Raw genomic sequence first — 26,186 nt, forward strand, 5'->3', positions numbered from 1 at the left:
GCGCCGGGACCCTTATATCGCTTGCGTTGACTGCGCTGGGGATCCGCCATGAAGCTGAAAATCGCCGTCCAGATGGACCATGTCTCGACCGTGTCGATCGCCGGCGACACCTCGTTCGCGCTGTCGCTGGAAGCGCAGCGGCGCGGCCATCAATTGTTCCACTACACGCCCGACCGCCTGTCGCTGCGCGACGGCAAGGTGTTTGCCCGCATCGAGGAGATGCAGGTGCGCGACGAAAAGGGCAGCCACTACTCGCTGGGCGAAAAGGTTCGCACCGACCTATCGGAGATGGACGTCATCCTGCTGCGCCAGGACCCTCCCTTCGACATGAACTACATCACCACCACGCATATCCTCGAGCGCATCCATCCGAAGACGCTGGTCGTCAACGACCCGGCCTGGGTGCGCAACAGCCCGGAAAAGATCTTCGTCACCGAGTTTTCCGATCTGATGCCGGACACGCTGATCACCAAGGATCCGCTCGAGGTGGCCGCCTTCCGCAAGGAATTCGGCGACATCATCGTCAAGCCGCTCTACGGCAATGGCGGCGCCGGCATCTTCCATCTGCACGAGGCCGACCGCAACCTCGCCTCGCTGCTCGAAATGTTCGGCCAGCTGTTCCGCGAGCCCTATATCGTGCAGCGCTACCTGAAGGATGTGCGCAAGGGCGACAAACGCATCATCCTGATCGACGGCGAGCCGGTCGGCGCCATCAACCGGGTGCCGGCCGAGCACGATTCGCGCTCCAACATGCATGTCGGCGGCCGTGCCGAGAAAACCGAGCTGACGGCGCGCGAGCGCGAGATCTGCGCCCGCATCGGGCCGTCGCTCAGGGAACGCGGCTTCATCCTGGTCGGCATCGATGTCATCGGCGACTACATGACCGAGATCAATGTCACCTCGCCGACGGGCGTGCGCGAAGTGCATCGCTTCGGCGGGGCGGATATTGCCGCCCTGTTCTGGGATGCGGTCGAAGCGAAGCGGACATAATCCGTTTTCATTTTGTGTTAACCATGTTCCGCTTTTTGCAGCCGGCTACAACCGGGGCGCAACCGGTCCGGTTACCGGTTCCCCTGATGTTCCTGATTTGATCAAGGCTCTTCGACCCGGCGCTGTTCGCGCTCCCTGACATCAGCCGTCTCGGCCAGCACCCAGTCCCTGAACAGCCTGATCTTCGGGGTGTTGCGGCGGCTTTCGGAATGCACCAGCCAGTAGCCGTCGCCGTCGGACCCCATGGCCTCGAACGGCTGAATGAGCTGTCCTGTCGCCAGCAACGAGCTGTAGAGGTTGCGGGTGAGGATGGCGACGCCCTGATCGGTCAGCGCCGCCATCGCGTCGTAGGCCTGCGTGCCAAGCTCCGGGCCGGCTATGATGCGATCGGGCTCGAAGCGGGCGCCGGCTGCTTCGAACCAGATCTTCCACCAGGGATCGGTCGAACAGCATAGTGGCAGCTTGTAGAGATCCTCGGGCCGGCGGATGCCTCCCACGCTCCGCACCAGCCTCGGGCTGAGCATCGGCGTGTAATCCGCCTTGAACAGATAGTGGGCTGCCAGGCCCGGCCATTTCCCGGTGCCGGTGCGAATGCCGATATCCATGCCGTCGCGCCCAAAATCGGCCAGCCGGGACGATGTGTCGACTTTCACGGCAAGGTCCGGATGCATCAGCTGGAATGCTCCAAGGCGCACGGCGAGCCAGGTCGAGGCAAAGGTCTGGACCGTGGTGACCGACAAGACGCCGGTGGCGCCGCCCTTGGTCGCCACCCACGCATCGGCCAGCGCCGAGAAGGCACCCGATGCGTGCGGCGCCAGCTGCTCGCCGGCCTCGGTCAAGGCGATCTGCCTTGTTTTTCTTACGAAAAGCGGTGTTCCGGCGCGTTCCTCCAGCACCTTGATCTGGTAGCTCGCCGCCGACTGGGTCATGCCGAGTTCTTCGGCCGCCTTGGTAAAGCTGCCCAGCCGCGATGCGGCTTCAAACACCCTGATGGCGCCCAATGGCGGCAGGTCCCAGCTCATCACACATCAATCCTGTTGATGCATGATAAGCGACGTTCGATTGGAAGCCAAGAGCCGGCAAGCGCACACTCAAACCATCGACCCAACCCGAAAGGACATGGCCATGAACACTTCCACGCGGCGCCTCACAGTCCGTCATCCGATGCTGGACCTCTTCGTTGCTCCCTTCCGATCGCGGTCGCGCCGCCTGCTCGATCAGCGCGCGCTGTCCGACCATTTCAAGCGCGACATCGGCCTGCTCGACGGCCACGCGCCTTATGGCAGCATCCGCTAGACACGATTGGCGCCCGGAGACAGAGAGAATGATGACCGTGCCCGCGAAAGCCCTGGCGCAGAGCCGTCGGACGGTCGAGTCGTATGAGGACTACGCGGTCCGTTATGACGAGATTGTCGGACATGTTCCCCACCCGAACGACCAGGCCGCGCTCAAGCGCGCCGCGGCGATCGCCGGGCCGGGCGGCCGAATCCTGGAGATCGGGTCCGGACCTGGCCGCGATGCGGACTTCCTGGAGGGCCTCGGCGTCAAGGTCCGGCGGACCGACGCGACGCGGCGCTTTCTCGAACTGCAGGCAGCACGCGGCAAGACCGGCGATCTGCTCGATGTGATCACCGACGAGCTTGGCGGTCCCTATGACGCGGTGGTGGCGCTTGCCGTGCTGATCCATGTGCCGCGCGACCAGATCGACCCGGTTCTGGAGAAGATCGCGCGGGCGTTGCGGCCCGGTGGTGCCTCTGTCGTCTCGATGCGCGACGGCGACGGCGAAACGAGCGGCAGATACCATACGGTCGACTGGCGCAAGGACGCCTTCGCGGCGCGCATCGAGGCCGCCGGCATGGAGCTTGTCAGCCACAGCTTCCGCGTCGGCAGGAAGGAGCGAGGGTGGAACACTTTTCTGGCGGTGAAGCCGTCGTGATCTGCACGGACTCCCGGAACGTTCGCCTCCATCCTGCGCGGCTCGCATCGTCACGCGCACGGTGAGGCGCCTTGCAGGCAGTTGCGAGCCCGTCGACGGTATGCGCACGCCTCTCTTTGTTCCTGTATTGTTCTTGCCTTGGCTTGAAATCTGTGGTTGTCTCGCGTTGACGTCGCTCGCGGCCGGCTCACAAAGGCTGGGGAGAGACGGCATCGGGGGCAAAGAATGGTGGCGCGGGTTCGTACGGTCGCTTTCCAGGGCATCGAGGCCGTGCCGGTCGACGTGCAGGTGATGATCGCGCCCGGCAAGGTCGGCATTCAGATCGTCGGCCTGCCCGACAAGGCGGTGGCCGAGAGTCGCGAGCGGGTGCAGGCGGCTCTGCATGCGTCGGGCCTGTCGATGCCGTCGAAGAAGGTCACCGTTAACTTGGCGCCGGCCGATCTGCCCAAGGAAGGCAGCCACTACGATCTGCCGATCGCGCTTGGCCTGATGGCAGCACTTGGCGCCATTCCGGGCGACATGCTGGCCGGCTATGTCGTGCTTGGCGAATTGTCGCTCGACGGCACGATTACCGCCGTGGCCGGCGCGCTGCCGGCGGCGATCGGCGCCAATGCCGAGGGCAAGGGCCTGATCTGCCCGTTCGCCTGCGGACCGGAAGCTGCTTGGGCGGGGCGGGAATTCGACATTCTGGCGCCGCGCAGCCTGATTGCCATCGCCAACCATTTCCGCGGCACGCAGGTGCTGTCGCGGCCCGAGGCCGGCATCCGCGCCGCGCCGCGCGACCTGCCGGACCTCGCCGACATCAAGGGCCAGGAGACGGCCAAGCGGGCGCTGGAGGTGGCGGCCGCCGGCGGCCACAACCTGCTGATGGTCGGTCCGCCCGGCTCTGGAAAATCGATGCTGGCGCAGCGGCTGCCGTCGATCCTGCCGCCGCTGGCGCTGAAGGAGCTCCTGGAGGTCTCGATGATCGCCTCGGTGGCCGGCGAGCTCGGCGAAGGCAAGCTGACGGACCGGCGACCGTTCCGCGCTCCGCACCACTCGGCCTCGATGGCGGCGATGGTCGGAGGCGGCATGCGCGCCCGGCCGGGCGAAGTGTCGCTGGCGCATCACGGCGTGCTGTTTCTCGACGAGTTCCCCGAATTCACGCCGCAGACGCTCGATGCGCTGCGCCAGCCGCTTGAGACCGGCGACTGCATGATCGCGCGCGCCAACCACCGCGTCACCTATCCGGCACGCATCCAGCTGGTGGCGGCGATGAACCCGTGCCGCTGCGGCATGGCCGGCGAGCCGGGTTATCGTTGCGTACGCGGCGAGCGTTGCCGTACCGACTATCAAGCGCGCATCTCAGGACCGCTGCTCGACCGCATCGATCTTCGTATTGAAGTGCCGGCGGTCTCGGCCAGCGACCTGATCCGGCCCGACCGGGCCGAGAAGAGTGCTGACGTTGCACTTCGCGTCGGCCGCGCGCGCACGCTCCAGCGCGAGCGCTTCGAACGGCTCGGCGTCAACAGCGCCACCACCAACGCGCATTGCGCGCCGGCTGTCATCGAGACGATCGCAATGCCGGATGCCGCCGGCCTGTCCCTGCTCAAGGAGGCCAGCGAAAAACTCGCCTTTTCCGCGCGCGCCTATCACCGGGTGTTGAAAGTGGCGCGCACGCTCGCCGATCTCGACGCCAGCGAGACCGTCGGCCGCATCCATCTGGCTGAGGCGATTTCCTATCGCATGAGCGCGGAGCGGGTGGCGCAGGCAGCGTGAGCTTCCCCCCTCAAGGGAGCGGGGGACGCTGCGCCAGACGATCCTTCAGGCCGATGCGCGCGCCTTCAGCTCCAGCCTTCGAGCATGCAGCACCGGTTCGGTATACCCATTCGGCTGGCTCGTTCCTTTGAACACCAGGTCGCAGGCGGCCTGGAAGGCGATGGAACTGTCGAAATCCGGTGCCATCGGGCGGTAGAGCGGATCGCCGACATTCTGCAGATCGACGATGGCGGCCATGCGCTGCAGTGAATCCCTGACCTGGATTTCCGAGCAGATCTTGTGGCGCAGCCAGTTGGCGATGTGCTGCGAGGAGATGCGCAGCGTGGCGCGGTCCTCCATCAGGCCGACATCGTTGATGTCGGGAACCTTGGAGCAGCCGACGCCCTGGTCGATCCAGCGCACGACATAGCCCAGAATGCCTTGCGCGTTGTTGTCGAGTTCGCGCTGGATCTCGTCGGGTGTCCAGTTCGGCCGCACGGCCACCGGCACCGACAGGATATCGTCGAGCTTGGCCTTTGGCCGGCTCTTCAGCGCCGCCTGGACGGCGTGGACATCGACCTTGTGATAGTGCGTGGCGTGCAGCGTCGCCGCCGTCGGCGACGGCACCCATGCGGTGTTGGCGCCGGCCTTGGGGTGGGCGATCTTCTGTTCCAGCATCGCCGCCATCAAATCGGGCATCGCCCACATGCCCTTGCCGATCTGGGCATGGCCGGCGAGCCCGCATTCGAGACCGGTGTCGACATTCCAGGCCTCGTAGGCGGAAATCCAGGCGGCCTGCTTCATGTCGCCCTTGCGGATCATCGGGCCGGCTTCCATCGAGGTGTGGATCTCGTCGCCGGTGCGGTCGAGGAAGCCGGTGTTGATGAACACCACGCGCTCGCGTGCGGCGCGGATCGCTTCCTTGAGGTTGATGGTGGTGCGCCGCTCCTCGTCCATGATGCCCATCTTGATGGTGTTCTTCGCCATGCCGAGCAGCGCTTCGACACGGTCGAAGATCTCGACCGCGAAGGCGACTTCCTCCGGTCCGTGCATCTTCGGCTTCACCACATACATCGAGCCGGCGCGGGAGTTCATCCGCCGCCCTTTCGGCCCGACATCGTGCAGCGCGATCAGCGCCGTCATCGCCGCGTCCATGATGCCTTCCGGCACCTCGTTGCCGTCACGGTCCAGAATCGACGGATTGGTCATGAGGTGGCCGACATTGCGCACCAGCATCAACGAGCGGCCAGGCACGGTGAGTTGGCCGCCGGCGGGTCCAGTGTAGGCGCGGTCGGGGTTGAGCTTGCGGACAAAGCTCTTGCCGCCCTTGCTGATCTCTTCGGCGAGGTCGCCCTTCATCAGGCCGAGCCAGTTGCGGTAGACGACGACCTTGTCCTCAGCGTCGACAGCGGCGACCGAGTCCTCGCAGTCCTGGATGGTGGTCAAAGCCGATTCCAGGATGACGTCGGCGATTCCAGCCGGGTCGGTGCGGCCGATCTGGTTGGCGCGGTCGATCAGGATTTCGATATGGAGGCCGTTCTTGACCAGAAGCACGGCTTCCGGATTCTCGGCATCGCCGCGATAGCCGGCGAACTGTTTCGGGTCGGCAAGGGTGGTGGCGCCGGCGCCCTCGCCGAGCTTCAGCGCGCCATTGGCGATCGAGAGCCCGTTGACGCCTGCCCATTTGCCCGTGGTCAGCGGTACCGACTGGTCGAGGAAGTCCTTTGCCCAGGCAATCACCTTGGCGCCGCGCGCGGGGTTGAAGGCCTTGCCCTTCTGCGCGCCGCCGGTCTCGGGAATGGCGTCGGTGCCGTACAGCGCATCGTAGAGCGAACCCCAGCGCGCATTGGCGGCGTTGAGCGCATAGCGCGCGTTCATTACCGGCACGACGAGCTGCGGCCCGGCGACGACGGCGATTTCCGGATCGACATTTTCGGTCGAGACGCTGAAGGCCGGACCTTCGGGAACGAGATAGCCGATCTCCCTCAGGAACGCCTTGTAGGCGCCCATGTCGATTGGCGCGCCATTGTCGCGGTACCAGCCGTCGAGCTTTTCCTGCATGGCATCGCGTTTTGCCAGCAGCGCCCGGTTCCTGGGCGCCAGATCATGGACGATGGAGGACAAGCCGTTCCAGAACCGTGCCGCTTCGATGCCAGTGCCGGGCAACGCTTCGTCGACGACGAAGTCATGCAGCTCGCGGGCAATGCGCAATCCGGCGATCTCGATGCGATCGGTCATCAGGGCTACTCCAGATGAAAGGCTTTGCGGGGCGTTTGGCATGTTGGGGGTGCAGGGTCAATTCAGCTTAGGGTGAAGGTGGGGCATTTTAGGCCTTCTTTGAAGACACATCCGTGCGGAGTGTTCTTCATCTGTTTGCGTGCGCCATTCTGAACCGTTCGCTCTACCTCCAACGTCACGGAATGGATCCTAGGGTCTCCGCAACGTCGCTTCGCTCCCGCTCCGCCCTAGGATGACGAAGGCGCAGGATTCAGGTCAGGCCGAGTCGAAAATGGTGGCGTCCGAGAACCGGAGCGGAGCGTACTTAAGGGACGTGAGCACCGGAAGCGCAGGACGCCGCCATTTGCAGGCCGGCCTCACCTGAATCTAAACCGCGATCCTTGGCCTGCCCGAGGCCACCGCCACCACATGCGCTTCGATGAACATGCGCTGCGCTTCGACGGTCGAGACACGGAACTCCGTCGCGACCTCGATCTCGGCGCTGTCGGTGCCGGCATCGCGGGCGCGTTGGGCGACAATCGCCCGCACGTCGGCCTCGGCGGCCGCGATCGCCGCCGCTTCGTCGAGAAAGTCGCGCACCGTTTCGCCCGAGGCAAGCCGGAACAGGCCTTCCTTGGGCTGGCTGACGCGGGCCTCGGCCGAAACCCTGACCTGGCCGACGACGGCGCCGAGCGCGTTGGCGACATCGGTATCCCGGGGCACCACGCAGTCATTGCCGACCAAGGGCGCCAGACCGGCGTAATGCAGAGGGGCCGAAGCGCCCAGCCCAATGACGGGACGGTCGAGCGCGACGCTGAGGCGAGCGATGCCTGGATGCGCATCGACGGCGCGCTGCACCAGCGCGTGCGCCACGGTGGCCGCACCATCGAGCCCGTCCTCGGCAAAGGCGGTTTCCAGGATGTATTCGGCCGACCAGCGCGTCAGCGTCACCAGCACGCGTTCCGAAATCACCTCCGGTGATGCGGCGATCGGCTGGCCACGGCCATCGCGCCTGCGGGCGAACAGTTCGGCGCCAAGGCGGGCGGCGGCGACATCCCAGTTCGCCTGCTTGCCGAGCACATGAGCGGCGTCCGATGGCGTGAAGCCTGAGATATGCACCAGCCCGCGCGAGACCAGCCGGTTCAGGGTGGCATTCTGGGCGTTCGAGGTCAGCAGCCTGTCGAGGGCAAGCGGCGTCGCGCCGATCGCCTCGTAGAGCTTCGCCTCCGGGACGGTCAGCCCCGCCGCGAGCCGGTCCGGCACGCCGGTGCGGACCGCGAAGCGGCCATCCATGCGGCCGGTGTTGGGGGCGCGCAACTGGCGTTCGAGCTCCGCCGTCACCGCCTCGCCATGCGCCATGCCGGCCAGCGCCAGCGGCACCAGGCGGCGCGGCCCGAGCAGGATTTTCGGGTTGAGCGCGCCATCCTCCAGCGTCACCTCGGAATCGCCGCCGAGGCCGAAAGTGCGCATGGCGACCGCCTCGACCATGGTGCGGAAGCCACCGACGGTGGCGCCTTCCGGATCGAGCCGCGGCCGGCCGCCATCGAGCACGGCGACGTCGGTGGTGGTACCGCCAATGTCGGACACCACCGCATTGTCGAGCCCGGTCATGTGGCGGGCGCCGACGAGGCTGGCGGCGGGGCCCGAGAGGATCGTCTCGATCGGCCGCTGGCGGGCAAACGCCGCCGAAACCAGCGCGCCATCGCCACGCACCACCATCAGGGGCGCGGCGATGTCGCGCGCCGCGAGAAAGCCCTCGGTCGCCGCCACCAGCCGGTCGATCATCGAGATCAGCCTGGCGTTGAGCAGCGTGGTGAGCGCCCGGCGCGGACCGCCGAGCTTGGCCGACAGTTCATGGCTGGCCGTGACCGGCAGGCCGGTCCTGTCGCGGATCAGCTCGCGGGCGGCGATCTCATGCGCGGGATTGCGGGTGGCGAAATAGGCGCAGACGGCAAAGCCGGACACCGAGGCGCCGAGTTCCGGCAGCATCGCCTCCAGCCCGGACAGGTCGAGCTTTGCCGCATTGCCGTGCACATCATGGCCGCCGGGACAAAACACCACCGGGTCGGTGCCAAGTGCGGTCTTCAAGCCATCGCGGGCAAGATCGGCCTCGGAAAAGCCGATCATGACCAGCGCCACCCGGCCGCCCTGGCCCTCGACCAGTGCGTTGGTGGCGAGCGTCGTCGACATCGAGACCAGCTTGATGTCAGCCGGATCGGTGCCCGCTTTCTCCAGCACCGCATCGACGGCGCCAGAAATGCCGACGGCCAGATCATGCCGCGTGGTCAGCGCCTTGGCCTTGGCCAGCACCTTGCCCTTGTTCGCTCCCTGCTGGGGACCTTCGGTCTCGGACCACAGCACGGCATCGGTGTAGGTGCCGCCGGTGTCGATGCCGAGGAAGAGAGGTTTTGGCTTGGTCATTTTGGGGCGGGGTCCGGGCAGATTGTTTGGTTGCCTGCCCTTAGCGGATACGGGCTTGCGGATAAAGCCGGGAGAGATGGGCCACAAGCGATCTCCCCCCTCGTGGGGGAGATGTCCGGCAGGACAGAGGGGGGCGCTGTCCCGCCGACCTTGCCGCGGTTATGGCAGCATCAGCCAAGCCCGGCCGCCATAACAATATGCTGGCACACATTATCGATGTCGCGAATGACGTCGTCGTTCCAGAAGCGCAGAACGATTCAGCCGTCTTGCTCCAGGCGCAATGTCCTGGCTTGGTCGCCGGTGATTGGGTCCGCATGCTGGGAGCCATCGACTTCGACGACAAGTTTCTTCTCCGGACAAGCAAAGTCGACAATGTAGCCGGCGATTGGAAATTGCCGGCGGAAGCCAAGCCCCATCAAACAGTGCGCGAAGCTCGTTCCACAGCTTCAATTCAGCTGGTGTCATGACCTTGCGCATCGATCTGGCGTTTGCGCGATGTCTTGGAGGCAAAGGCGTATGAGGCGTTGCACTATTCGCTGCGTGTTGGAGGCAGCGCTCTACGGCGCCCCCCTCTGTCCTGCCGGACATCTCCCCCACGTGGGGGAGATTGGCTACTCACCTATCCCACAAACCCCACCTTCTTATGACTGCCATCGCAGAACGGTTTATTCGCGGAATGGCCGCAGCGGCAAAGGAAGACCTTGGTGGTGCGGTCGACCGTGTGACCGGTGCCGGTGACGATCTCGACATTGCCTTCGAGCTTGAGCGGACCGTTGGGGGTCGGCGTCGCCTTCAGCGGCCCGTCACGGGTCTCCAGCGCGGGCGTGTCCTTCAGCGCCGGTTCGCCGGTGGCGGCAAAGCCCGCCTTGATGTGGCTGTTGTCGCAGAACGGCTTGTTCTGCGAGGCGCCGCAGCGGCAGAGCGTGGCGCGATAAAAAGTCTCGTCACCAAGCACGATCTCGGCATGCACCGCCAGCGGACCATTTTCTCGTAGCCGCACGGTGTTGACCACTGGTGGCTTTTCCTGCGGCCCGCCATCCTTGCGCACATAGGTGATGGCGCCCGAGGGGCAGTTCTCGGCCAGCGCGACGATCTTCTCGACGCTGGCCGCCTCGGGATGGATCCACTGGCCCGGCGCGTTGGGCACGAAGACGTGCGGGTCGCCGAGCACGCAATTGCGCGAGTGGATGCAGCGCTTGCCGGAAAATCCGACGTCGATCTTGTCGCTTTCGACCATGCCAGCCATTGGCGTGCTCCCTGTTTGCCTGGAGCACGCCGCGCCTGAATACGCGGCGTGCCTTGGGTATTTGGACAGGCTATGGCTCCCAGCAGGAAAACCGTCAAGCTGGCAAACCGGTCAGGGGACCAGATCGATCTCCTCGGTCTCGCCGCCGCTGCAGGTATAGCAGCAATCCTCGCATTTTTCCTTGTTGCCGGGGCCGACGCCCCAATAGGTGCCTTCGTCGCCGTCGACCCAGGCGCCATAGCAGATCGATTCGCCTTCGTTGCAGGAAATCGGCAGCTGCTTGGTCTCGCCGTCGTCGAGATAGAAATCCTTGCCATCGCCCGGCCAGACATAGTCGCGGTCCTGGCTGTAGAGCTCGAGGCGCATGGCATTGGGGTGGCTGTTCTTGACGGCGAAGGTGACGTCGCCGGCATGGGCGGCTGGGACAAACAGGACGGCAAGCGAAAACGCGGCGGCAAGCCGGCGCGCGGATGTGAAAGACATGGAAACCCCCGATGTAGAATCGGCCCCCACGGCCGATGGGGGGATCATGGCATGACGCGGGCCGGCGCTAAAGGGATGATGCTGGCAATCCCTGCCAAATCATCGCGGCATTTCGCCTTATCGCTGCCAAAAGGGCAGCTTGGTCGCCTTATCGCTGCCAAAAGGGCAGCTTGGTCGCCTTATCGCTGCCAAAAGGGCAGCTTGGCGATCTCTTCCTCGACCTGCCGTGTCGTCAAGCCGATGTCGTCGATCAGATGCGGATTGGCTTGCGCCATCTGCTTCAGCTGCCAGCGAAAATGTGCCTGCTCGCGCCAGGCAGCGATGGCGTTTCGCAAGCTCGCCAGGCTGTAGCGCCGACGCGGCGCGTGCGTGGAACTTGCGGGCATTCCCGGCCGCAGTGCCTGCGGGACCGAAGCAAGGATATGGTTCATGACAACCTCCGTGGGGCCGGACTTGATGGCCCTCGAGCTGAAAGAGGTTGAATTCTGCCGGATACGAACGCTGCCGTAATTAAACCCTCCCAAATAGTTCTCAAAAGTTCCAAACCGGCGTCTAACGCTTTGTTTTCACGCAATTCCCTGGCAATGCGCTACACGCTTCTCCGCTTCGCGTTTTGCCTCGAATTGCTCTATAGATGCGCCGATGCAGGGAGAGCGCTTTGCCTTTGGCCCGTTCGTGCTCGATGCCGGTGCGGGAACGCTGCTCCGGAACGATGCCCCCGTGGCCATCGGCTACCGCGGGCTGAAGCTGCTCGCGGCGCTGGTCGCAAGATCCGGCGAAATCCTCGAGAAGACCGAACTGATGGACGCGGCATGGCCGGGCACAGCCGTCGAGGAAGGCAACCTCACCGTCCAGATCGCGCAGCTGCGCAAGCTGCTTGGCCCGCCCGGCATTGCGGGTGAAGGGAGCGGTGAATGGATCGCCACCGTTCCGCGCGTCGGCTACCGTTTCACGGCGGCCGTCGAACACCTCAATGGCGCCAAGCGAAAACCGTTGCCGCTGCCTGACAAGCCATCGATAGCGGTGCTGCCCTTCGTCAATTTCAGCAACGATGCCGGGCAGGACGCCTTCTGCGACGGCTTGACCGAAGACCTGATCACCGACCTGTCGAGGATCTCCGGCCTGTTCGTCATCGCGCGCAATTCGACCTTTGCCTACAAGGGAAAGGCGATGGACGTGCGCGAGATCGCCAGGGAACTCGGCGTCCGCTATCTGCTGGAGGGCAGCGCGCGGCGCGATGCGGGGCGCGTGCGCATCAACGCGCAGCTGGTCGACGCGGCGAGCGGCGATCATCTGTGGGCGGAGCGCTTCGACCGCGGCCTGGACGATATCTTTGCCGTCCAGGACGAGGTGACCGCCAAGATCGTGGAGGCGCTGCTCGGCCGGCTGCGCGCGCCGCCGCCACGCAACCGGCCCACCAATCTCGACGCCTACGATCTGTGCGTGCGGGCGCGCAAGCTGATCGACGATTCGCCGCAGACGGCGCGCGAAGCGCATCTGATGCTGACGCGCGCGGTCGCGCTCGATCCCAGCTACGCCGAGGCCTATCGCTGGCTCGCCATGAACCACTGGATGGGATGGGTGCATTGGGGCGCTCCGGTCGACCCCAACCGCCGCATTGCCCTGGATCTGGCGCTCAAGGCGGTCGCGATCGATCCCAACGATGCCGGCTGCCACTGGGTGCTCGGCAATCTGCTTGCCTATGAGCATGATTTCACCGAGGCGGATGCCGAATTCGCCAGGACCTTCGAACTCGACCCCAACGAGGCCGACGCCTGGGCGACATTGTCCGATATAACGACGCTCGCCGGGCGGGTCGAGCAAGGCCTTGAGCACATTCGCAAGGCGTTCCGGTTGAACCCGTTTCCGGCGAGCTGGTACTATCTGACGCTCGGCCAGGCGCAATATGCGGCGCGTGACTATGAAGCAGCCATCGAGACGCTGCGCCGGGACGAGACCTACCGCACCAGTTCACGCCGCTTCCTGGCGGCGAGCCTTGCGCAACTTGGCCGGCTCGACGAGGCGCGCGCCGAGGTCGAGCTGTTCCTCGTCGGCAACCCGCATTTCACCACCAGCCATTGGGTCTGGACCGAGCCCTTCCGCGACGACGCGACGCGCGCGCATTTCATCGAGGGCTTCCGCAAGGCCGGCCTTCCAGACTGACGCGTCGGAATAACCGCCTGCACGAGATCCCTGATCACGGCACCAGGTCGATCGTCTCTGTCGTGTGTTCCACGCAAATGAAGCAGCAGGTATCGCAAGGCTGGTCGTTGTCCGGCCCGACGCCGGCGGAAATCTTGTCATTGCCCTCGACCCAGGCGCCATAGCAGATGCGTTCGCCCTGGTTGCAGGAGATCGGCACTGATTTCTGCGAGCCCGGATCGACGAGAAACACCTTGTCGCTGCCCGGCCAGACGGTCTCGCGGTCGCGGCTGAACAGCTCGACCGCGACCCCCTCCTTGCGCAGGTTCTTGATGAAGAAGGCCATGTCGGCGGCCTCGGCCGAATTGGCCAGGACCAGTGCCGCCAGCGCAACCATGCGAAACAGCGTCACCGCCGACCTCCCCCGAATCATCGCGGGCAGGTTCGCACGCCTGCCGGGAACTAGGAAGACACGCGGCCGTCCGCGGTGATCTCACGCCCCAGCCTCACCACTTCACGCACCAGCAGATCGAGATCGTCACGTCGGGTGCGATGGTTGGTGATCGCCACGCGCAGCCAGTGCCCGCCATGCACGGTGGTGTCGGAGAGGGCCGCGATGCCTTGCTCCTGCAGCCGCAGCATGATCTCGATGTTGAGCGCCTTGAGCGCTTCGCCCGCCAAACCGGGCAGGTAGCGGAAGCAGACGATGTTGATGGTCGGCGCCGCCGCCAGCTCCAGCGACGGCTCGGCTTCGATCAACCCGGCCAGATAGGAGACCTGCGCGATGTTCTGGTCGATCAGGCGGCCGAATTTTTCGACGCCATGTTCCTTCAACGCCATCCACACTTTCAGGGCGCGAAAGCCGCGCGAGGTCTGCAGGCCATAGTCGTGCAGCCATTCGCCTGAGGCCAGGCCGCGCGGCGTCGATTCCAGATATTCGGGCGTCACCGCGAAGGTCCGGCGGTGCGCGGCGGCATCCCTGACCAGCGCACAGCCGACCTCGAAGGGCGCATGCAGCCATTTGTGCGGATCGAGCGCGATCGAATCGGCCCATTCGACGCCAGCGACGCGATGCTTGTTGTCAGGCGCGATGGCGATCAGCGCGCCGATGCAACCGTCGACATGGAACCACAGGCCTTCCTCATGCGCGAGTTTGGCCAGCGCCTTGAGGTCGTCGATCGCCCCGGTGTTGACCGTGCCGGCATTGCCGATGAGGCAGGCCGGCGTGAACCCGGCTGCCCGGTCCTCCGATATCGCGCTGCGCAGGGCCGATATGTCGATGCGCAGCCCGGCATCGGTCGCAATCCGGCGCAGCGCCCGGTTGCCCAAGCCGAGCGCTTCCATGGCCTTGCGGTGGCAGGAATGGATCTGGTCCGAGCCGTAGAAGCGCAGCGGTTTTTCGATCGCGGCTACGCCGTGCTCACGCACGTCGATGCCCGCCTTGGTGTTGCGCGCCACCGTCAGGCCGATGATGTTGGCCATCGAGCCGCCACTGACCAGCGTGCCGGAGGCCGATGCCGGAAAGCCGAGCATCTCCTTGCACCAGTTCACCACCTGGCTGTCCATCAGCCCGGCGGCATGGTTGCCGCCGCCGAGATTGGAGCCCTGGATCGCCGCCAGGAAATCGCCGAGCGCGCCGGTGAAGTTGCTCGATCCCATGTACCAGGACCAGAAGCGCGGGTGGATGTTGCCCATCGGGTAGGACATCACGGTGCGGGAGACGTCCTCGTAGACAGCGGCAAGCGGTGCCGGCGAGCGCGGCAACGGGGCGGTGAAGAAGTCCCGCAGCTGGCCGGGCATCTCCCGCCATACGGGGCGGTCGCGCAGCTCGCGCAGATAGTCGACGGCATCATCGACGACCCGATGCGACAGGGCCTGGACATCGGCCCAGTCGGCGGGGTCGAGCGTTTCCTCGGCCACCATGTCGAGATGGTCGTGCGCGACGTCCATGACAACCTCCCGTCAAGCCGCCGGGAATTGGCAGCCGGGCGTCGAGCGCGACAGGGCGATCTCGTCGGCGTCCATTTCGGCCTCGATGCCGTCGAACAATGGTGTCGACATGTAGCGCTCGCCAGTGTCGGGCAGCATGCACAGGATCACCGACCCGGCCGGAGCCTTCTCCGCGACTTGCCGCGCAACGGCGAAGGTGGCGCCGCCGGAAATGCCGGTAAAAATACCTTCCTTCTGGGCCAGCGCCCGCGCCCATTTGATGCCCTCCGGCCCGGCGATCGGCATGACCTCGTCATAGAGGCTGGCGTCGATCGCTTCCTGCAGGACATTGGGGATGAAGTCCGGCGTCCAGCCTTGGACGGGATGCGGCTCGAAGGCCGGATGGCTGGCGGCGGGAGCGCCATCGGCACCGCGCGGCTGCGCCTTGCCGCTGCCGATCAGTTGCGCATTGGCCGGCTCGGAGAGCACGATGCGTGTATCGGGCCGTTCGCGGCGCAAGACGCGCGCCACGCCGACGACGGTGCCGCCGGTGCCATAGCCGGTGACGAAGCAGTCGAGCCGCGAGCCGGCGAAATCGTTGACGATTTCGCGCGCGGTCGTCGCCTCGTGGATGGCGGCGTTGGCGACCGTCTCGAACTGGCGGGCAAGGAACCAGCCATTGGCCTCGGCCAGCTCGACCGCCTTCTTGTACATGCCAAAACCCTTTTCGGCGCGGGGCGTCAGCACCACCTTGGCGCCGAGCATGCGCATCAGCTTGCGGCGCTCGACGGAAAAGCTGTCGGCCATGGTGACGACCAGCGGATAGTTTTTTTGCGCACAGACCATGGCAAGGCCAATCCCGGTGTTGCCGCTGGTCGCCTCGACCACGGTCTGGCGCGGCTTCAGCGCGCCGCTGCGTTCGCCCTCCTCGATGATGTTGAGCGCCAGCCGGTCTTTCACCGAGGCCGCGGGGTTGAAGAACTCGGCCTTGACATAGATGGCCGCATGGGCCGGCGCGAGATTGTTGATGCGCACCGCCGGCGTGTCGCCGACCGTGTCGAGAATGCTGTCGAACAGGCGACCGCGCCCGGCAGTGGTCCTGATTTTCTGTTTGTTCAACATCGTTGATCTCCTCGATCGTGTTCATCTTCACGGGCCGGTTACAAACCGGCGCGTTGGGCGGCGAGGTTTCGAGACCTTGCCGCGCTAGGACTGACGTGCCGGCGATGCGGCAATGAGCGCGGCTGGCGCGAAATTCGCCGCCGGATGCGCCATGTCGTGTTTGGTGATAGAGCAAGGGCCGACAGGCCAGCGTGGGAGCAGGCGTGGAAACGGACGTGGAATCCGCACCATCGAGACAGGACGGCGGCATGCCGTGCCTGTTGGTGCGGCTGCTCGGACCGCTGACGATCACGCATAACGGCGTGCCGATGGCACTGCCGGCGTCGCGCAAGCTGCGGGCGCTGCTTGCCTATCTGGTGCTGGCGCCACATCCGGTAGGGCGCGGCCGCCTGTGCGAGCTTCTGTGGGATGTGCCCAACGATCCGCGCGGCGAGTTGCGCTGGTGCCTCAGCAAGTTGCGCGGCGCTCTCGACACGCCGGACCGGCGCCGTGTCCGCTCGCAAGACGATACTGTCGCGCTCGATCTCAGCGGCTGCCTCGTCGATGTACTGGAGATCGGCCATGCCGCCACGCACGGGATCGACGCGCTGGATGCGGAGCGGTTGCGGGCGCTGGCAAAACTCTTCGCGGGCGATTTCCTCGACGGGCTGGAGCTCGAACGCAGCCCGCACTTCAACAGCTGGCTGATGGGCCAGCGCCGCCGCTTCCGGTCCGTCCACGCGGCGGTGCTGGAACAGCTCGTCGCGAGCCTGCCAGCGGACTGCGACGAGGCGATCGCGCATCTCGACAGATGGGTGGAACTCGCGCCTTTCGACGCGCGCGCGCATGCGAGGCTGCTGGCGAGCCTCGCCAGGCGCGGCGAGATCGCCGCGGCCGAAAAGCACCTGGCGGCGGCGGCACGGTTGTTCGAATCGGAAGACCTGGATTTCGCGCCGCTCCGGTCAGCCTGGCGGATGATCCGTGACGAGCAGCCGGCTGCCTGGCCGCGGGTCCAGCCGGCCTGCCGGTCCACGGCGGCGCAATTGGCGCCCCCGTGCGACCCTGGTCCGGTCGAGCCGAGCCATGCATCGCTGGCGGTGATGCCGTTCGTCGAGGAATCCGGCCTGCGCGGTGGGCTGGCCGACGGCCTCACCCACGACATCATCACCCGTCTCGCCAAGCTGCGGGATTTCTTCGTCATCGCGCGCGGATCGGTGTTCGCGCTGGCCGACAGGCGTATCGCGCCCGAGGAGGCAGGCCGCCGGCTGAAGGTCGACTATGTCGCCGCCGGCACGGTGCGCAGCGCCGCTGGCCGTCTTATCGTCAGCGTCGAACTCATCGAGGTGCGCACGGCAAGGATCGTCTGGGCCGAGACCTTCGAGCGCCGGCCGGACGACATCTTCGCCGTGCTTGACGATATCGGCGACAGCATCGTGTCGTCGATCTCGGCCGAGATCGAAACGGTCGAGCGCAACCGCGCCCTGCTGAAGGCGCCCAACTCGCTCAATGCGTGGGAGGCCTATCACCGCGGCCTCTGGCACATGTACCGCTTCACCCAGGCCGAGAACGAAACGGCGCGGCATTTCTTTGCCACGGCCTTGCAGCTCGATCCGACCTTCGCCCGCGCCTATGCCGGCCTGTCTTTCACCCACTGGCAGAACGCCTTCCAGCGCTGGGGCGACCGCGACCGCGAAAGCGCGCTGGCGTTCGAGAGCGCCGGCCAGAGCCTGCTGGTCGACGACCACAATCCGGCCGCGCACTGGGCGATGGGGCGGGCGCTGTGGCTGCGCGGCGAACAGGACGGGTCGCTCTCCGAATTGGGGCGGGCCGTGGACCTCAGCCCGAATTTCGCGCTCGGCCATTACGCGCTGTCCTTCGTCCACTCGCAATCGGGCGACCCGCGGGCGGCGATAAGCTCGTCGGACCATTCGCGGCATCTCAGCCCCTTCGACCCGTTGCTGTTCGGCATGCTGGGGTCACGCGCCATGTCGCATGTCCGGCTCGGCCAGTTCGAGGAGGCGGCCGAATGGGCGCTGAAGGCGGCGGCGCGGCCCAATGCCCATACCATCATCCTGGCGATCGCCGCGCACTGCCTGGCGCTTGCCGGCCGGCTCGACGAGGCACGCGGCTTCGCCGCCGCCATCCGCAAGACGCTGCCGGACTACCGCGCCGACGATTTCATCGGCACGTTCCGCTTCGAGCCCGACGCCGAGGCGCTGTTCCGGCAAGGCGCCAGGCGGATCGGGCTCGGCTGATCGCTTGAGCGGCCCCCGTTAACGCTTCCGGAAGGAGTTGCTTAACCGTTCACCGCTATGTGACCTCCGGGGGGTCCATGGCAAAGTGAGTATGATGAGCAACAGCCCCGACAAGCGCAACGAATGGCGCGCCATTCTTCATGTGCAGGCCCGTATTGCCGTGCTGTTTGTCCCCGTTGTGGCCAGCCTGCTGCTCATCGCCGCGCTTGCTGGCAACGATCGCAAGTCGGTTCCCGACGTCGACCGAACGGTTACCGGGTCGGTGCGGTAAATCAGGCCGAACCGGCTTTTTCCCGGCTCTCCGGGCGCTCAATAAAACCTTGGGATCGGACCGTTCTGGGGCGTGGTACGGTCGCCGAGGTCGAGAAAGATCTCGTCGACATAGCACCAGCCCCAGCCTTCCGGCGGGTCATAGCCCTCTATGACGGGATGGCTGGTGGCATGAAAATGCTTGGTGGCGTGGCGGTTGGGCGAGTCGTCGCAGCAACCGACATGGCCGCAGGTGCGGCAGAGCCGCAGATGCACCCACCACGAGCCGCTCTTCAGGCATTCCTCGCAGCCAAGCGCGCTCGGCGTCACGTCCTTGACATCAGCCGCGTGTCTGCACTCGTCAGCCATCACACTCTCCCCACAGGTTGAGGCGCGTCGGCAAGGCTGCCTTCCCGCGCGAGAAATGCATGCAATGCCGCCACCACCTGGGCGCCTTCGCCGACGGCAGCTGCGACACGTTTGACAGAGCCGGAGCGCACGTCGCCGATGGCGAACACGCCGCTGCGGCTCGTCTCCATAACGCCATGCGCCGATGCTATGTCCGATCCGGTGCGGATGAAACCCCTGGCATCCAGCGCCACGTCGGATTGAGCGAGCCAATCGGTGTTCGGATCGGCGCCGATGAACAGGAAGAGATGGCGGATCGGGCGCGTCGTCACCGCGCCGCTCGAGCGGTCGCGCCAGCGGACAGTGGCGAGATTGCCTTCCTCGCCGTCCAGCGCCTCGACCTCGGCGCCGGTCAGCACCTCGATGTTCGGCTGCGCCCTGATGCGCTCGACGAGGTAACGCGACATCGAGGCCTCGAGACTGCCGCCACGCGCCAGCAGCGCCACCTTCCTGACATGGCTGGCCAGGTAGACAGCCGCCTGGCCGGCCGAATTGCCGGCGCCGACCAGCGCCACTTCCTGGCCGCCGCAAAGCCGTGCTTCGATGGGCGAGGCCCAATAATGCACGCATGTGCCCTCGAACTCAGCGAGGTTGTCGACATCGAGACGGCGGTAGCGCGCGCCGCTGGCGATCACCACCGAGCGCGTGCGCACCGTCTCGCCGTCGCCGACAGCAAGCTGGTAACGCGCGCCGCCGGTGGCGGCACCGAGCAGCTTCACCTCATCGGGGATGACCATCTCGACGCCGAATTTCTGCGCCTGGTTGTAGGCACGCGCCATCAGCTCCATGCCGGTGATGCCCGTGGGGAAGCCGAGATAGTTCTCGATGCGCGCGGAAGCGCCGGCCTGGCCGCCAAAGGCGCGGCAATCGAGCACGATGGTCGACAGCCCTTCCGAGGCCGCGTAGACCGCCGCCGCCAGCCCGGCCGGGCCGGCGCCGACGATGGCGACGTCATAGACTTTGCCGGCGTCGACCGGCCGCAGCAGGCCGATGCAGCGGGCGAGGTCCTTCTCCGCCGGATTGAGCAGCAGCCTGCCGTTCGGGCACAGCACGACCGGCAAGTGGTGCGGATCGACATGGAAGTGCTCGAACAGGGTCTTCGCGCAAGGATCGGTTTTGGAATCGAGCACGCGGTGAGGCTGACCGCTGCGGGCGAGAAACCCCTGCAGGCGCAGGACATCGCCATTGTCGGCCGGCCCGACGATGATGGGACCGATCGTGCCGCTCTCGAGCAGCCCGACGCGGCGCAGGATCAGCGCCCGCATGATACGCTCGCCGAGATTGGCCTCCTGCACCATCAGGTCGCGCAGCCTCTGCGAGGGAATGACGAACGCCTCGACCGGCTCGGCGGCCTCGGCATTGACCAGCGAGGGGCGGGCCGAAAGCTGCGCCAGCTCGCCGACGAAGCTGCCAGGGCCATGGGTGACGATCGTTTCGCGTCTGCCGAGCTTGCCGTCCTGGGTGATGTCAACCTTGCCCGACAGGATGACGATCAGCCCCGGGGACACATTGCCGGCCTCGAAAATGTGCTCGCCGGCGGCATAGGCGCTGGCCTCGCCGAACCGGCGCATGCGATCGATGTCCGCCTCGGCCAGCGTTGGGAAGGCCTGGTCACGGCGGGCGCCGAAGATCGCGGTGCTGGATTGAGACATGTTTGCGAACGTAGCGAAGCGGGCGCGCGGTTTGAAGCGGTTTGTTCGGGGACTGGCCAGGAGGCGAGGTCATCGCGCAAGAAAAAAGCCCGGGCGAACCGGGCTTTTCTCAAAATTTCTGAACCGAACATTTGGTTCGAAACGGGAATTTGGTGCCCAGAAGAGGACTCGAACCTCCACTCCTTGCGGAACACGGACCTGAACCGTGCGCGTCTACCAATTCCGCCATCTGGGCTGGTGCGGGCTCAATAAGCGGGCAAGCGATTGCTGTCAACGCGCTTTTTTCGAGGGCTGATGCTCGCCGGCTCAGTTTCGAGCGTCGGCGCCGCCCCTCACCTGCCTGCCGGCATCCTCTCCCCGTATAGTGACGGGGAGAGGAACGCTCTCAGCCTTCCAGCACTTCCTTGGACGCCACCGTCGAATCGGCGTTGAGCGTGTAGATGACCGGCACACCTGTGCCGAGCTCCAGCTTGACGATTTCCTCGCCCGACTTGCCGTCCAGCGCCATGATCAGCGCGCGCAGCGAATTGCCGTGGGCGGCGACCAGCACCGTGCCGCCGCGCAGCACATGCGGCTGCAGATCGTGCAAGTAATAGGGCCAGACGCGGGCTCCGGTGTCCTTCAGGCTTTCGCCGCCGGGCGGCGGCACATCGTAGGAGCGGCGCCAGACATGCACCTGCTCCTCGCCCCATTTCTGGCGCGCGTCGTCCTTGTTGAGGCCGGAGAGGTCGCCATAGTCGCGTTCGTTCAGCGCTTGGTCGCGGATGGTCTGCAGGTCGCTCTGGCCGACCGCGTCGAGAATGTGCTGGCACGTCTTCTGCGCCCGGACCAGCGCGGAGGTGAAGGCGATGTCGAATTTCAGGCCGCGCGCCTTGAGTTTTTGGCCGGCGGCCTTGGCCTCGGCATGGCCCTGCTCGGTCAGGTCGACGTCACGCCAGCCGGTGAACAGGTTTTTCAGGTTCCATTCGCTCTGGCCGTGGCGCACGAGCACGAGGGTTCTCGACATTTTTGCTCCTCTGGGGTCTGGGCAATTCCAGGAAAGGTGCGTAGCGGCTTTCCCGCAGGACTTGCGTAAGACGAAGATGGTTCAGGGTCGTTTCAGGCAAGCCCAAGCACGTCCCGCATTGAGTAAAGGCCCGGTTTTTTCCCCCGCGCCCACAGTGCGGCCTTGACCGCGCCGCGGGCGAAGATGGCGCGGTCCTCGGCATGGTGGGACAGCGTGATGCGCTCGCCGGTGCCGGCCAGGATCACGCTGTGGTCACCGACCACCGAACCGCCGCGCAGCGTGGCAAAGCCGATCGAGCCGGTTTTTCGCACACCCGTATGGCCGTCGCGTGAACGCACATCATTGCCGGCAAGCGCGATGCCGCGCCCGGCGGCTGCGGCCTCGCCGAGCAGAAGCGCCGTGCCCGAAGGCGCGTCGACCTTGTGCCTGTGGTGCATTTCGAGGATCTCGATGTCGAAATCATCGGCGTCGAGCGCGCGCGCCGCCTGTTCGACCAGCACCGCCAGCAGGTTAACGCCGAGGCTCATATTGCCCGACTTGACGATGGTCGCGTGGCGCGCGGCCGCAGCGATTTTCGCATTGTCCTCGGCTGAACAGCCGGTCGTGCCGATGACATGGACGATGCGCGCCTGCGCCGCGTAGCCGGCGAACGCGACCGTCGAGGCCGGGGTGGTGAAATCGAGCACGCCATCGGCCTTGGCGAAGACCGGCAGCGGATCACTGCCGATCGGCACGTCGATGCGGCCGACGCCGGCCAGTTCGCCCGCATCCTTGCCCAGATGGGGCGAATCCGCGCGCTCGACCGCGCCGATGACGCGGGCGCCCGGAATGGCGTGGATGGCGCGGATCAGGGTCTGGCCCATGCGGCCGGCCGCGCCGACCACCACAAGGCCCATATCGCTTGCCGGCGCGCCTGATGTTGCCGATGTTTCGCTCATGCCGTGCTCCCGGCGATGTTCTGGGTCTCTAATTCCTGAACCGAAGTCTCGGCCGGCGCGCTGTCGTCGACAAGCCCCAGACCCTTGACGCCCTGTATCCGGTGGAAGCGGGCATAGATGCTGTTCGGATCGGCCATCAGCGTCGCATGCGTGCCTTCCTCGACCAGCCGTCCCTCTTCCAGCACGATGATGTGGTCGGCATTGACCACCGTCGACAGCCGATGCGCTATGACGATCGTCGTGCGGCCTTCCATGACATGCGTCAGCGCCTCTTGGACGCGCGCCTCCGCCTCGTTGTCAAGCGCCGAGGTTGCCTCGTCGAGCAGCAGGATCGGCGCCTGGCGCACGATGGCGCGGGCGATCGAGACGCGCTGGCGCTGGCCGCCGGAAAGGGTCGAGCCACCTTCGCCGACCGGCGTGTCGTAACCTTGCGGCTGCTGGCGGATGAACTCGTCGGCTGCCGCCTGTTTTGCCGCCTGCTCGATCTCGGCGTCCGTGGCCGACAGGCGGCCGTAGCGGATGTTGTCGCGGATCGTGCCCTCGAACAGATAGGGCGCCTGCGCTACATAGGCGATCGACTGCCGCAGCGAATGCTTGGTCACCTTCGAGATGTCCTGGCCATCGACCACGATACCGCCCTGGTCGACGTCGTAGAAGCGCTGCAAGAGCGCCACCAGCGTCGATTTGCCGGCGCCCGACGCACCCACGATCGCCGTCACCTTGCCGGCGGCGGCGGTAAAGCTCAGGTCCCTCAGCACCGGCATGTCGGCGTTGTAGCCGAACGTCACATTTTCGAAGCGCACCTCGCCTGTGGTGATCCTGGCCTCGACCGCATCGGGCGCGTCGCCCTGTTTCGGTTCCAGGTCGAGCAACTCGTAGATCATGCGCGCGTTGACCAGCGCACGTTCCATGCCCACCTGTGTGCGCGCCAGGCGTCTTGCCGGGTCGTAGGCCATGATCAGCGCGGTGATGAAGGAAAACACCGCGCCCGGTGGTTGCCCAAGCACCAGCGCCCGGTAGCCGGAATAGGCAAGCACGGCGGTAATAGCGAGACCGCCCAGAATCTCTGAAATCGGCGACAGCCGCTCCGAGACGCGGGCGATCTTGTTGTTACGCTGTTCGGCCGTATCCGCCATGATGCCTATGCGGCGCGCCAGCTCCTGCTCCAGGGTGAAGGCCTTGACGATGGCGATGCCTTGCGTGGCCTCCTGCACGGAACCGTTCAGCCGCGAATTGATCAGCACGGATTCCCGGTTGATACGCCGCAATCGGCGGGTGATGTAGACGACGGCCCAGATCAGCGGCGGGCCGATCAGCAGCGAGCTGAGCGACAACACCGGATCCTGGTAGATCATGACGCCAACGAGAGCGACCAGCGTGACCGCATCGCGGCTGATGGAGGTCAGTGTCAGCGACAGTAGATCGCGGACGCCGCCGACATTCTCGTTGACCTGTGCCGCCAGCCGACCGGAACGCGTATCGTTGAAGAAGTTGACGCCGAGCTTCATCAGATGGTCGAAGCTGCGCTTCTGGTAGCGCGCGACCAGATTGTTGCCGATCTTGGCCAACGCCACGGCCTGGCCGTAACCGGCGAAGCCGCGCAGCAGGGAAGCTCCCATGAAACCGGCGCAGATCCAGACGATCATGTCGCCGCGCCGTTCGTAGAATATCTGGTTGATCATCGGGGCCATGATCCACGCCGTGAAGGCAGTGGTGCCGGAAACAATCAGCAAGCAGGTGACGGCGACGACATAGGACCAGCGATGATCGCGGCCATTTTCGGAGAGGATGCGGCGCAGCACGGCGTTGACCTCGCCAATGCTGGCTTTCTGCTTGTTTGGAGCTTGAAGTGTCAAATCGGGAGCTTCGTGGGTTTTCCGCCTGGGACCGGGCTGCAATTCGGCACTCCTCTTAGCGCCATGAGGCCGGCTTGCCTATGCCCGCGGCTGATTAACTTCGTCGCGGGCGGCTCAAGCGCGCCCACGCGGCAATAGGCACATCCCGTCGAGGAGCTAGGCCTGCCAGCGCCGGCCCGAGGTCTGGACGCCGAACAGCGAGGGGTTCCTGGCATAGGCGGCGAGGCCGAGAAGGGCGGCCAGCGGATGGGTGATGACATAGACCGGCATGGTGCGCATCAGCGCGCTGTGCGGCGCCTTGTCCTCGAAGGCGGCGCGGAAATTGCCCTCCTTCAGCGCCGGCACGATCTTTTGCGCGATGCCGCCGGTGAGGAACACCCCACCACGGCTCATGAACACCAAGGCAAGGTCGCCAGCGGTACGGCCGAGGCAGGTAACGAAAGTCTCCAGCGCTTCCTGCGCCACCGGATCGGTCTTGGCCAGCGCCGCGGCGGTGACCTCGGCCGGCGTGGTGAAGGGCGCCGGCTTGCCGTCGGCCCTGGCCACGGCGCGGTAGACGTTGACGAGGCCGCGTCCGCACAGGATCTGTTCGCCCGAAATGCGGCCCTCGAGCTTCTCTATATGCGGGAAGATCTCGAAATCGCGCGGCGTGCGCGGCCCGATGTCCATATGGCCGCCTTCGCCGGGTACGGGAATCCAGTGATGCAGCGCGTGGACCAGCCCGGCGACGCCGAGACCGGTTCCCGGACCCAGCACCACGCGGCCGGCATTGGGCTCGGGCGTGCCGCCGCCGATCTTTTCCATATGCTCTTCGCCGAGCGCGACGACGGCCAGCGCCTGCGCCTCGAAATCGTTGAGCACGACGATGTCGCTCAAGCCCAGATTGGCGAACATCTGCCTCGGCTTGACCACCCAGGGACAGTTGGTGAGCTCGATCTCGTCGCCGTCGACCGGACCGGCAACCGCCAGCACCGCCGAATTGGGCCGAACCGAGGAGCGGTCGAGCACGGCCGCCTGGATCGCCTCGTCGATGGTGGTGTAATTGGCGGTCTGGACGATGGTCGGCTCGCCGGCCTCGGAATTGGCGTCGAGCACGATCGAAAAGCGCGCATTGGTGCCGCCGATATCGCCGATCAGGATCGGAAACCGCAGCAAGGTGTCGTCTTGGCCTGTGCCTGGCATGCTCTCGTCCGTTCCCCGTCCGGGCTACGTGCCGCTGTTTGCCCGTTGACTAGCGCATGGCCTTGCAAAGGGAAAGGCGCTTGCTTTCAGTTCCAGACAATCGCTTCAAATTTGAATCCGATCCTTGCGCCGTCGGCGCCGCCCCTCACCTGCCTGCCGGCACCCTCTCCCCGTATAGCGACGGGGAGAGGGGCGCTGTCATCGATGGTTTCGCCAATCGCTGACGTGGCAAGGAGGGCGCCAAGGCTGCGGCCAGCTGTCCAGCCGATAGATGGGTAACAGATTGAACCGGATACATAGGTAACAGTTCTCCCCTATGCATCCGCCGCAGCGCCAAGCGGTTTGGTTGGCGCGGCGCTGCGGCGGACGAGCTTCATACGTCTGGTGTCGATGATGCCAAGCGGATAATCATGGAAGGTAAGTGCCCATTGGCCGTCC

At 65.6% G+C, this 26,186-nt stretch carries 22 protein-coding genes, 1 tRNA gene and 1 pseudogene; 7 read left to right on the plus strand and 17 right to left on the minus strand.

What is annotated here, in order from left to right:
• Window positions 1-48 precede the first annotated feature (48 nt).
• A complete protein-coding gene (gene gshB / locus EN808_RS32605; protein ID WP_127277974.1) occupies window positions 49-990 on the plus strand; it encodes a glutathione synthase in 942 nt (313 codons plus the stop codon).
• Window positions 991-1,091: 101 nt separating this feature from the next.
• Here gshB and EN808_RS32610 read toward each other — a convergent pair whose 3' ends face one another.
• Complete coding sequence (locus EN808_RS32610) at window positions 1,092-2,012, minus strand: LysR substrate-binding domain-containing protein (protein WP_127277973.1); 921 nt, start codon at window positions 2,010-2,012, stop codon at window positions 1,092-1,094.
• A gap of 103 nt (window positions 2,013-2,115) precedes the next feature.
• On the opposite strand from EN808_RS32610, the gene EN808_RS36585 reads away from it, so the two are divergent.
• From EN808_RS36585 to EN808_RS32620, 3 genes are all read left to right on the plus strand, one after another.
• Window positions 2,116-2,286, plus strand: a complete 171-nt coding sequence (locus EN808_RS36585; protein WP_189343562.1) for a hypothetical protein — start codon at window positions 2,116-2,118, stop codon at window positions 2,284-2,286.
• Between the two features lie 31 nt (window positions 2,287-2,317).
• A complete protein-coding gene (locus EN808_RS32615) occupies window positions 2,318-2,926 on the plus strand; it encodes a class I SAM-dependent methyltransferase (protein WP_127871113.1) in 609 nt (202 codons plus the stop codon).
• Between the two features lie 225 nt (window positions 2,927-3,151).
• Window positions 3,152-4,684: a YifB family Mg chelatase-like AAA ATPase gene (locus EN808_RS32620; RefSeq protein ID WP_135918036.1), complete on the plus strand. Its 1,533-nt coding sequence runs from the start codon at window positions 3,152-3,154 to the stop codon at window positions 4,682-4,684.
• A 45-nt stretch (window positions 4,685-4,729) separates the two neighbouring features.
• On the opposite strand, the gene EN808_RS32625 is transcribed toward EN808_RS32620, so the two are convergent.
• The 6 genes and pseudogenes from EN808_RS32625 to EN808_RS32650 form a co-directional block, all read right to left on the minus strand.
• Window positions 4,730-6,901 carry a malate synthase G gene (locus EN808_RS32625; protein WP_135918037.1) on the minus strand — a complete coding sequence of 724 codons (2,172 nt, stop codon included), beginning with the start codon at window positions 6,899-6,901 and terminating at the stop codon, window positions 4,730-4,732.
• Between the two features lie 366 nt (window positions 6,902-7,267).
• A complete protein-coding gene (locus tag EN808_RS32630; RefSeq protein ID WP_135918038.1) occupies window positions 7,268-9,301 on the minus strand; it encodes a hydantoinase/oxoprolinase family protein in 2,034 nt (677 codons plus the stop codon).
• Between the two features lie 170 nt (window positions 9,302-9,471).
• Window positions 9,472-9,778: pseudogene (locus EN808_RS32635) on the minus strand (endonuclease domain-containing protein).
• Window positions 9,779-9,920: 142 nt separating this feature from the next.
• Window positions 9,921-10,547, minus strand: a complete 627-nt coding sequence (locus tag EN808_RS32640) for a CDGSH iron-sulfur domain-containing protein (RefSeq protein WP_135918039.1) — start codon at window positions 10,545-10,547, stop codon at window positions 9,921-9,923.
• A 111-nt stretch (window positions 10,548-10,658) separates the two neighbouring features.
• A complete protein-coding gene (locus tag EN808_RS32645; protein WP_127279667.1) occupies window positions 10,659-11,030 on the minus strand; it encodes a hypothetical protein in 372 nt (123 codons plus the stop codon).
• A 179-nt stretch (window positions 11,031-11,209) separates the two neighbouring features.
• The gene (locus tag EN808_RS32650) at window positions 11,210-11,461 is read right to left on the minus strand and encodes a DUF1127 domain-containing protein (RefSeq protein ID WP_135862849.1); all 252 of its coding nucleotides are present in this window, start codon (window positions 11,459-11,461) and stop codon (window positions 11,210-11,212) included.
• Window positions 11,462-11,672: 211 nt separating this feature from the next.
• On the opposite strand from EN808_RS32650, the gene EN808_RS32655 reads away from it, so the two are divergent.
• Complete coding sequence (locus EN808_RS32655; RefSeq protein ID WP_135862851.1) at window positions 11,673-13,193, plus strand: winged helix-turn-helix domain-containing tetratricopeptide repeat protein; 1,521 nt, start codon at window positions 11,673-11,675, stop codon at window positions 13,191-13,193.
• Between the two features lie 34 nt (window positions 13,194-13,227).
• On the opposite strand, the gene EN808_RS32660 is transcribed toward EN808_RS32655, so the two are convergent.
• The 3 genes from EN808_RS32660 to EN808_RS32670 are packed head-to-tail and all read right to left on the minus strand — an operon-like array spanning window position 13,228 to window position 16,223.
• Window positions 13,228-13,584 (minus strand): hypothetical protein, encoded by a 357-nt coding sequence (locus tag EN808_RS32660; RefSeq protein ID WP_135862854.1) that lies wholly within the window; start codon window positions 13,582-13,584, stop codon window positions 13,228-13,230.
• 50 nt (window positions 13,585-13,634) lie between these two features.
• A complete protein-coding gene (locus EN808_RS32665; protein WP_135918040.1) occupies window positions 13,635-15,122 on the minus strand; it encodes an aspartate aminotransferase family protein in 1,488 nt (495 codons plus the stop codon).
• Window positions 15,123-15,134: 12 nt separating this feature from the next.
• Complete coding sequence (locus tag EN808_RS32670; RefSeq protein WP_135862858.1) at window positions 15,135-16,223, minus strand: pyridoxal-phosphate dependent enzyme; 1,089 nt, start codon at window positions 16,221-16,223, stop codon at window positions 15,135-15,137.
• A gap of 248 nt (window positions 16,224-16,471) precedes the next feature.
• On the opposite strand from EN808_RS32670, the gene EN808_RS32675 reads away from it, so the two are divergent.
• Both EN808_RS32675 and EN808_RS32680 read left to right on the plus strand, forming a co-directional pair.
• The gene (locus EN808_RS32675) at window positions 16,472-18,457 is read left to right on the plus strand and encodes a BTAD domain-containing putative transcriptional regulator (RefSeq protein ID WP_135863009.1); all 1,986 of its coding nucleotides are present in this window, start codon (window positions 16,472-16,474) and stop codon (window positions 18,455-18,457) included.
• 91 nt (window positions 18,458-18,548) lie between these two features.
• On the plus strand, window positions 18,549-18,728 hold the full coding sequence (locus tag EN808_RS32680) for a hypothetical protein (RefSeq protein ID WP_135862860.1): 180 nt from the start codon (window positions 18,549-18,551) through the stop codon (window positions 18,726-18,728).
• Window positions 18,729-18,766: 38 nt separating this feature from the next.
• On the opposite strand, the gene EN808_RS32685 is transcribed toward EN808_RS32680, so the two are convergent.
• The 7 genes from EN808_RS32685 to EN808_RS32715 form a co-directional block, all read right to left on the minus strand.
• A complete protein-coding gene (locus EN808_RS32685) occupies window positions 18,767-19,075 on the minus strand; it encodes a UBP-type zinc finger domain-containing protein (protein WP_127871103.1) in 309 nt (102 codons plus the stop codon).
• Window positions 19,075-20,766 (minus strand): cyclic nucleotide-binding domain-containing thioredoxin-disulfide reductase, encoded by a 1,692-nt coding sequence (locus EN808_RS32690; protein WP_135918041.1) that lies wholly within the window; start codon window positions 20,764-20,766, stop codon window positions 19,075-19,077. Before EN808_RS32690 ends, EN808_RS32685 begins: the two co-directional genes overlap by 1 nt.
• Before the next feature lie 150 nt (window positions 20,767-20,916).
• Window positions 20,917-21,001: transfer RNA gene (locus EN808_RS32695), tRNA-Leu, on the minus strand.
• Window positions 21,002-21,151: 150 nt separating this feature from the next.
• Window positions 21,152-21,772: a 2,3-bisphosphoglycerate-dependent phosphoglycerate mutase gene (locus EN808_RS32700; RefSeq protein WP_127279288.1), complete on the minus strand. Its 621-nt coding sequence runs from the start codon at window positions 21,770-21,772 to the stop codon at window positions 21,152-21,154.
• Window positions 21,773-21,864: 92 nt separating this feature from the next.
• Window positions 21,865-22,710 carry a 4-hydroxy-tetrahydrodipicolinate reductase gene (dapB, locus tag EN808_RS32705; RefSeq protein ID WP_135918042.1) on the minus strand — a complete coding sequence of 282 codons (846 nt, stop codon included), beginning with the start codon at window positions 22,708-22,710 and terminating at the stop codon, window positions 21,865-21,867.
• Window positions 22,707-24,566: an ABC transporter ATP-binding protein gene (locus tag EN808_RS32710; RefSeq protein ID WP_135918043.1), complete on the minus strand. Its 1,860-nt coding sequence runs from the start codon at window positions 24,564-24,566 to the stop codon at window positions 22,707-22,709. The genes dapB and EN808_RS32710 overlap by 4 nt, the downstream gene beginning before the upstream one ends.
• 156 nt (window positions 24,567-24,722) lie before the next feature.
• On the minus strand, window positions 24,723-25,748 hold the full coding sequence (locus tag EN808_RS32715; RefSeq protein WP_135918044.1) for a glucokinase: 1,026 nt from the start codon (window positions 25,746-25,748) through the stop codon (window positions 24,723-24,725).
• Window positions 25,749-26,186 lie beyond the last annotated feature (438 nt).

This window comes from Mesorhizobium sp. M8A.F.Ca.ET.165.01.1.1, assembly GCF_004792065.1.
Classification (GTDB): Bacteria; Pseudomonadota; Alphaproteobacteria; order Rhizobiales; family Rhizobiaceae; genus Mesorhizobium.

Bases quoted from the DNA above. Each gene is read 5' to 3' on its own strand.
- dapB (WP_135918042.1), bottom strand. From the start codon at position 22,710: ATGAGCGAAACATCGGCAACATCAGGCGCGCCGGCAAGCGATATGGGC.
- EN808_RS32610 (WP_127277973.1), bottom strand. From the start codon at position 2,012: ATGAGCTGGGACCTGCCGCCATTGGGCGCCATCAGGGTGTTTGAAGCC.
- EN808_RS32650 (WP_135862849.1), bottom strand. From the start codon at position 11,461: ATGAACCATATCCTTGCTTCGGTCCCGCAGGCACTGCGGCCGGGAATG.
- EN808_RS32665 (WP_135918040.1), bottom strand. From the start codon at position 15,122: ATGGACGTCGCGCACGACCATCTCGACATGGTGGCCGAGGAAACGCTC.
- EN808_RS32645 (WP_127279667.1), bottom strand. From the start codon at position 11,030: ATGTCTTTCACATCCGCGCGCCGGCTTGCCGCCGCGTTTTCGCTTGCC.
- EN808_RS32640 (WP_135918039.1), bottom strand. From the start codon at position 10,547: ATGGCTGGCATGGTCGAAAGCGACAAGATCGACGTCGGATTTTCCGGC.
- EN808_RS32670 (WP_135862858.1), bottom strand. From the start codon at position 16,223: ATGTTGAACAAACAGAAAATCAGGACCACTGCCGGGCGCGGTCGCCTG.
- EN808_RS32715 (WP_135918044.1), bottom strand. From the start codon at position 25,748: ATGCCAGGCACAGGCCAAGACGACACCTTGCTGCGGTTTCCGATCCTG.
- EN808_RS32630 (WP_135918038.1), bottom strand. From the start codon at position 9,301: ATGACCAAGCCAAAACCTCTCTTCCTCGGCATCGACACCGGCGGCACC.
- EN808_RS32700 (WP_127279288.1), bottom strand. From the start codon at position 21,772: ATGTCGAGAACCCTCGTGCTCGTGCGCCACGGCCAGAGCGAATGGAAC.
- EN808_RS32625 (WP_135918037.1), bottom strand. From the start codon at position 6,901: ATGACCGATCGCATCGAGATCGCCGGATTGCGCATTGCCCGCGAGCTG.
- gshB (WP_127277974.1), top strand. From the start codon at position 49: ATGAAGCTGAAAATCGCCGTCCAGATGGACCATGTCTCGACCGTGTCG.
- EN808_RS36585 (WP_189343562.1), top strand. From the start codon at position 2,116: ATGAACACTTCCACGCGGCGCCTCACAGTCCGTCATCCGATGCTGGAC.
- EN808_RS32615 (WP_127871113.1), top strand. From the start codon at position 2,318: ATGACCGTGCCCGCGAAAGCCCTGGCGCAGAGCCGTCGGACGGTCGAG.
- EN808_RS32690 (WP_135918041.1), bottom strand. From the start codon at position 20,766: ATGTCTCAATCCAGCACCGCGATCTTCGGCGCCCGCCGTGACCAGGCC.
- EN808_RS32675 (WP_135863009.1), top strand. From the start codon at position 16,472: ATGCCGTGCCTGTTGGTGCGGCTGCTCGGACCGCTGACGATCACGCAT.
- EN808_RS32655 (WP_135862851.1), top strand. From the start codon at position 11,673: ATGCAGGGAGAGCGCTTTGCCTTTGGCCCGTTCGTGCTCGATGCCGGT.
- EN808_RS32680 (WP_135862860.1), top strand. From the start codon at position 18,549: ATGATGAGCAACAGCCCCGACAAGCGCAACGAATGGCGCGCCATTCTT.
- EN808_RS32620 (WP_135918036.1), top strand. From the start codon at position 3,152: ATGGTGGCGCGGGTTCGTACGGTCGCTTTCCAGGGCATCGAGGCCGTG.
- EN808_RS32685 (WP_127871103.1), bottom strand. From the start codon at position 19,075: ATGGCTGACGAGTGCAGACACGCGGCTGATGTCAAGGACGTGACGCCG.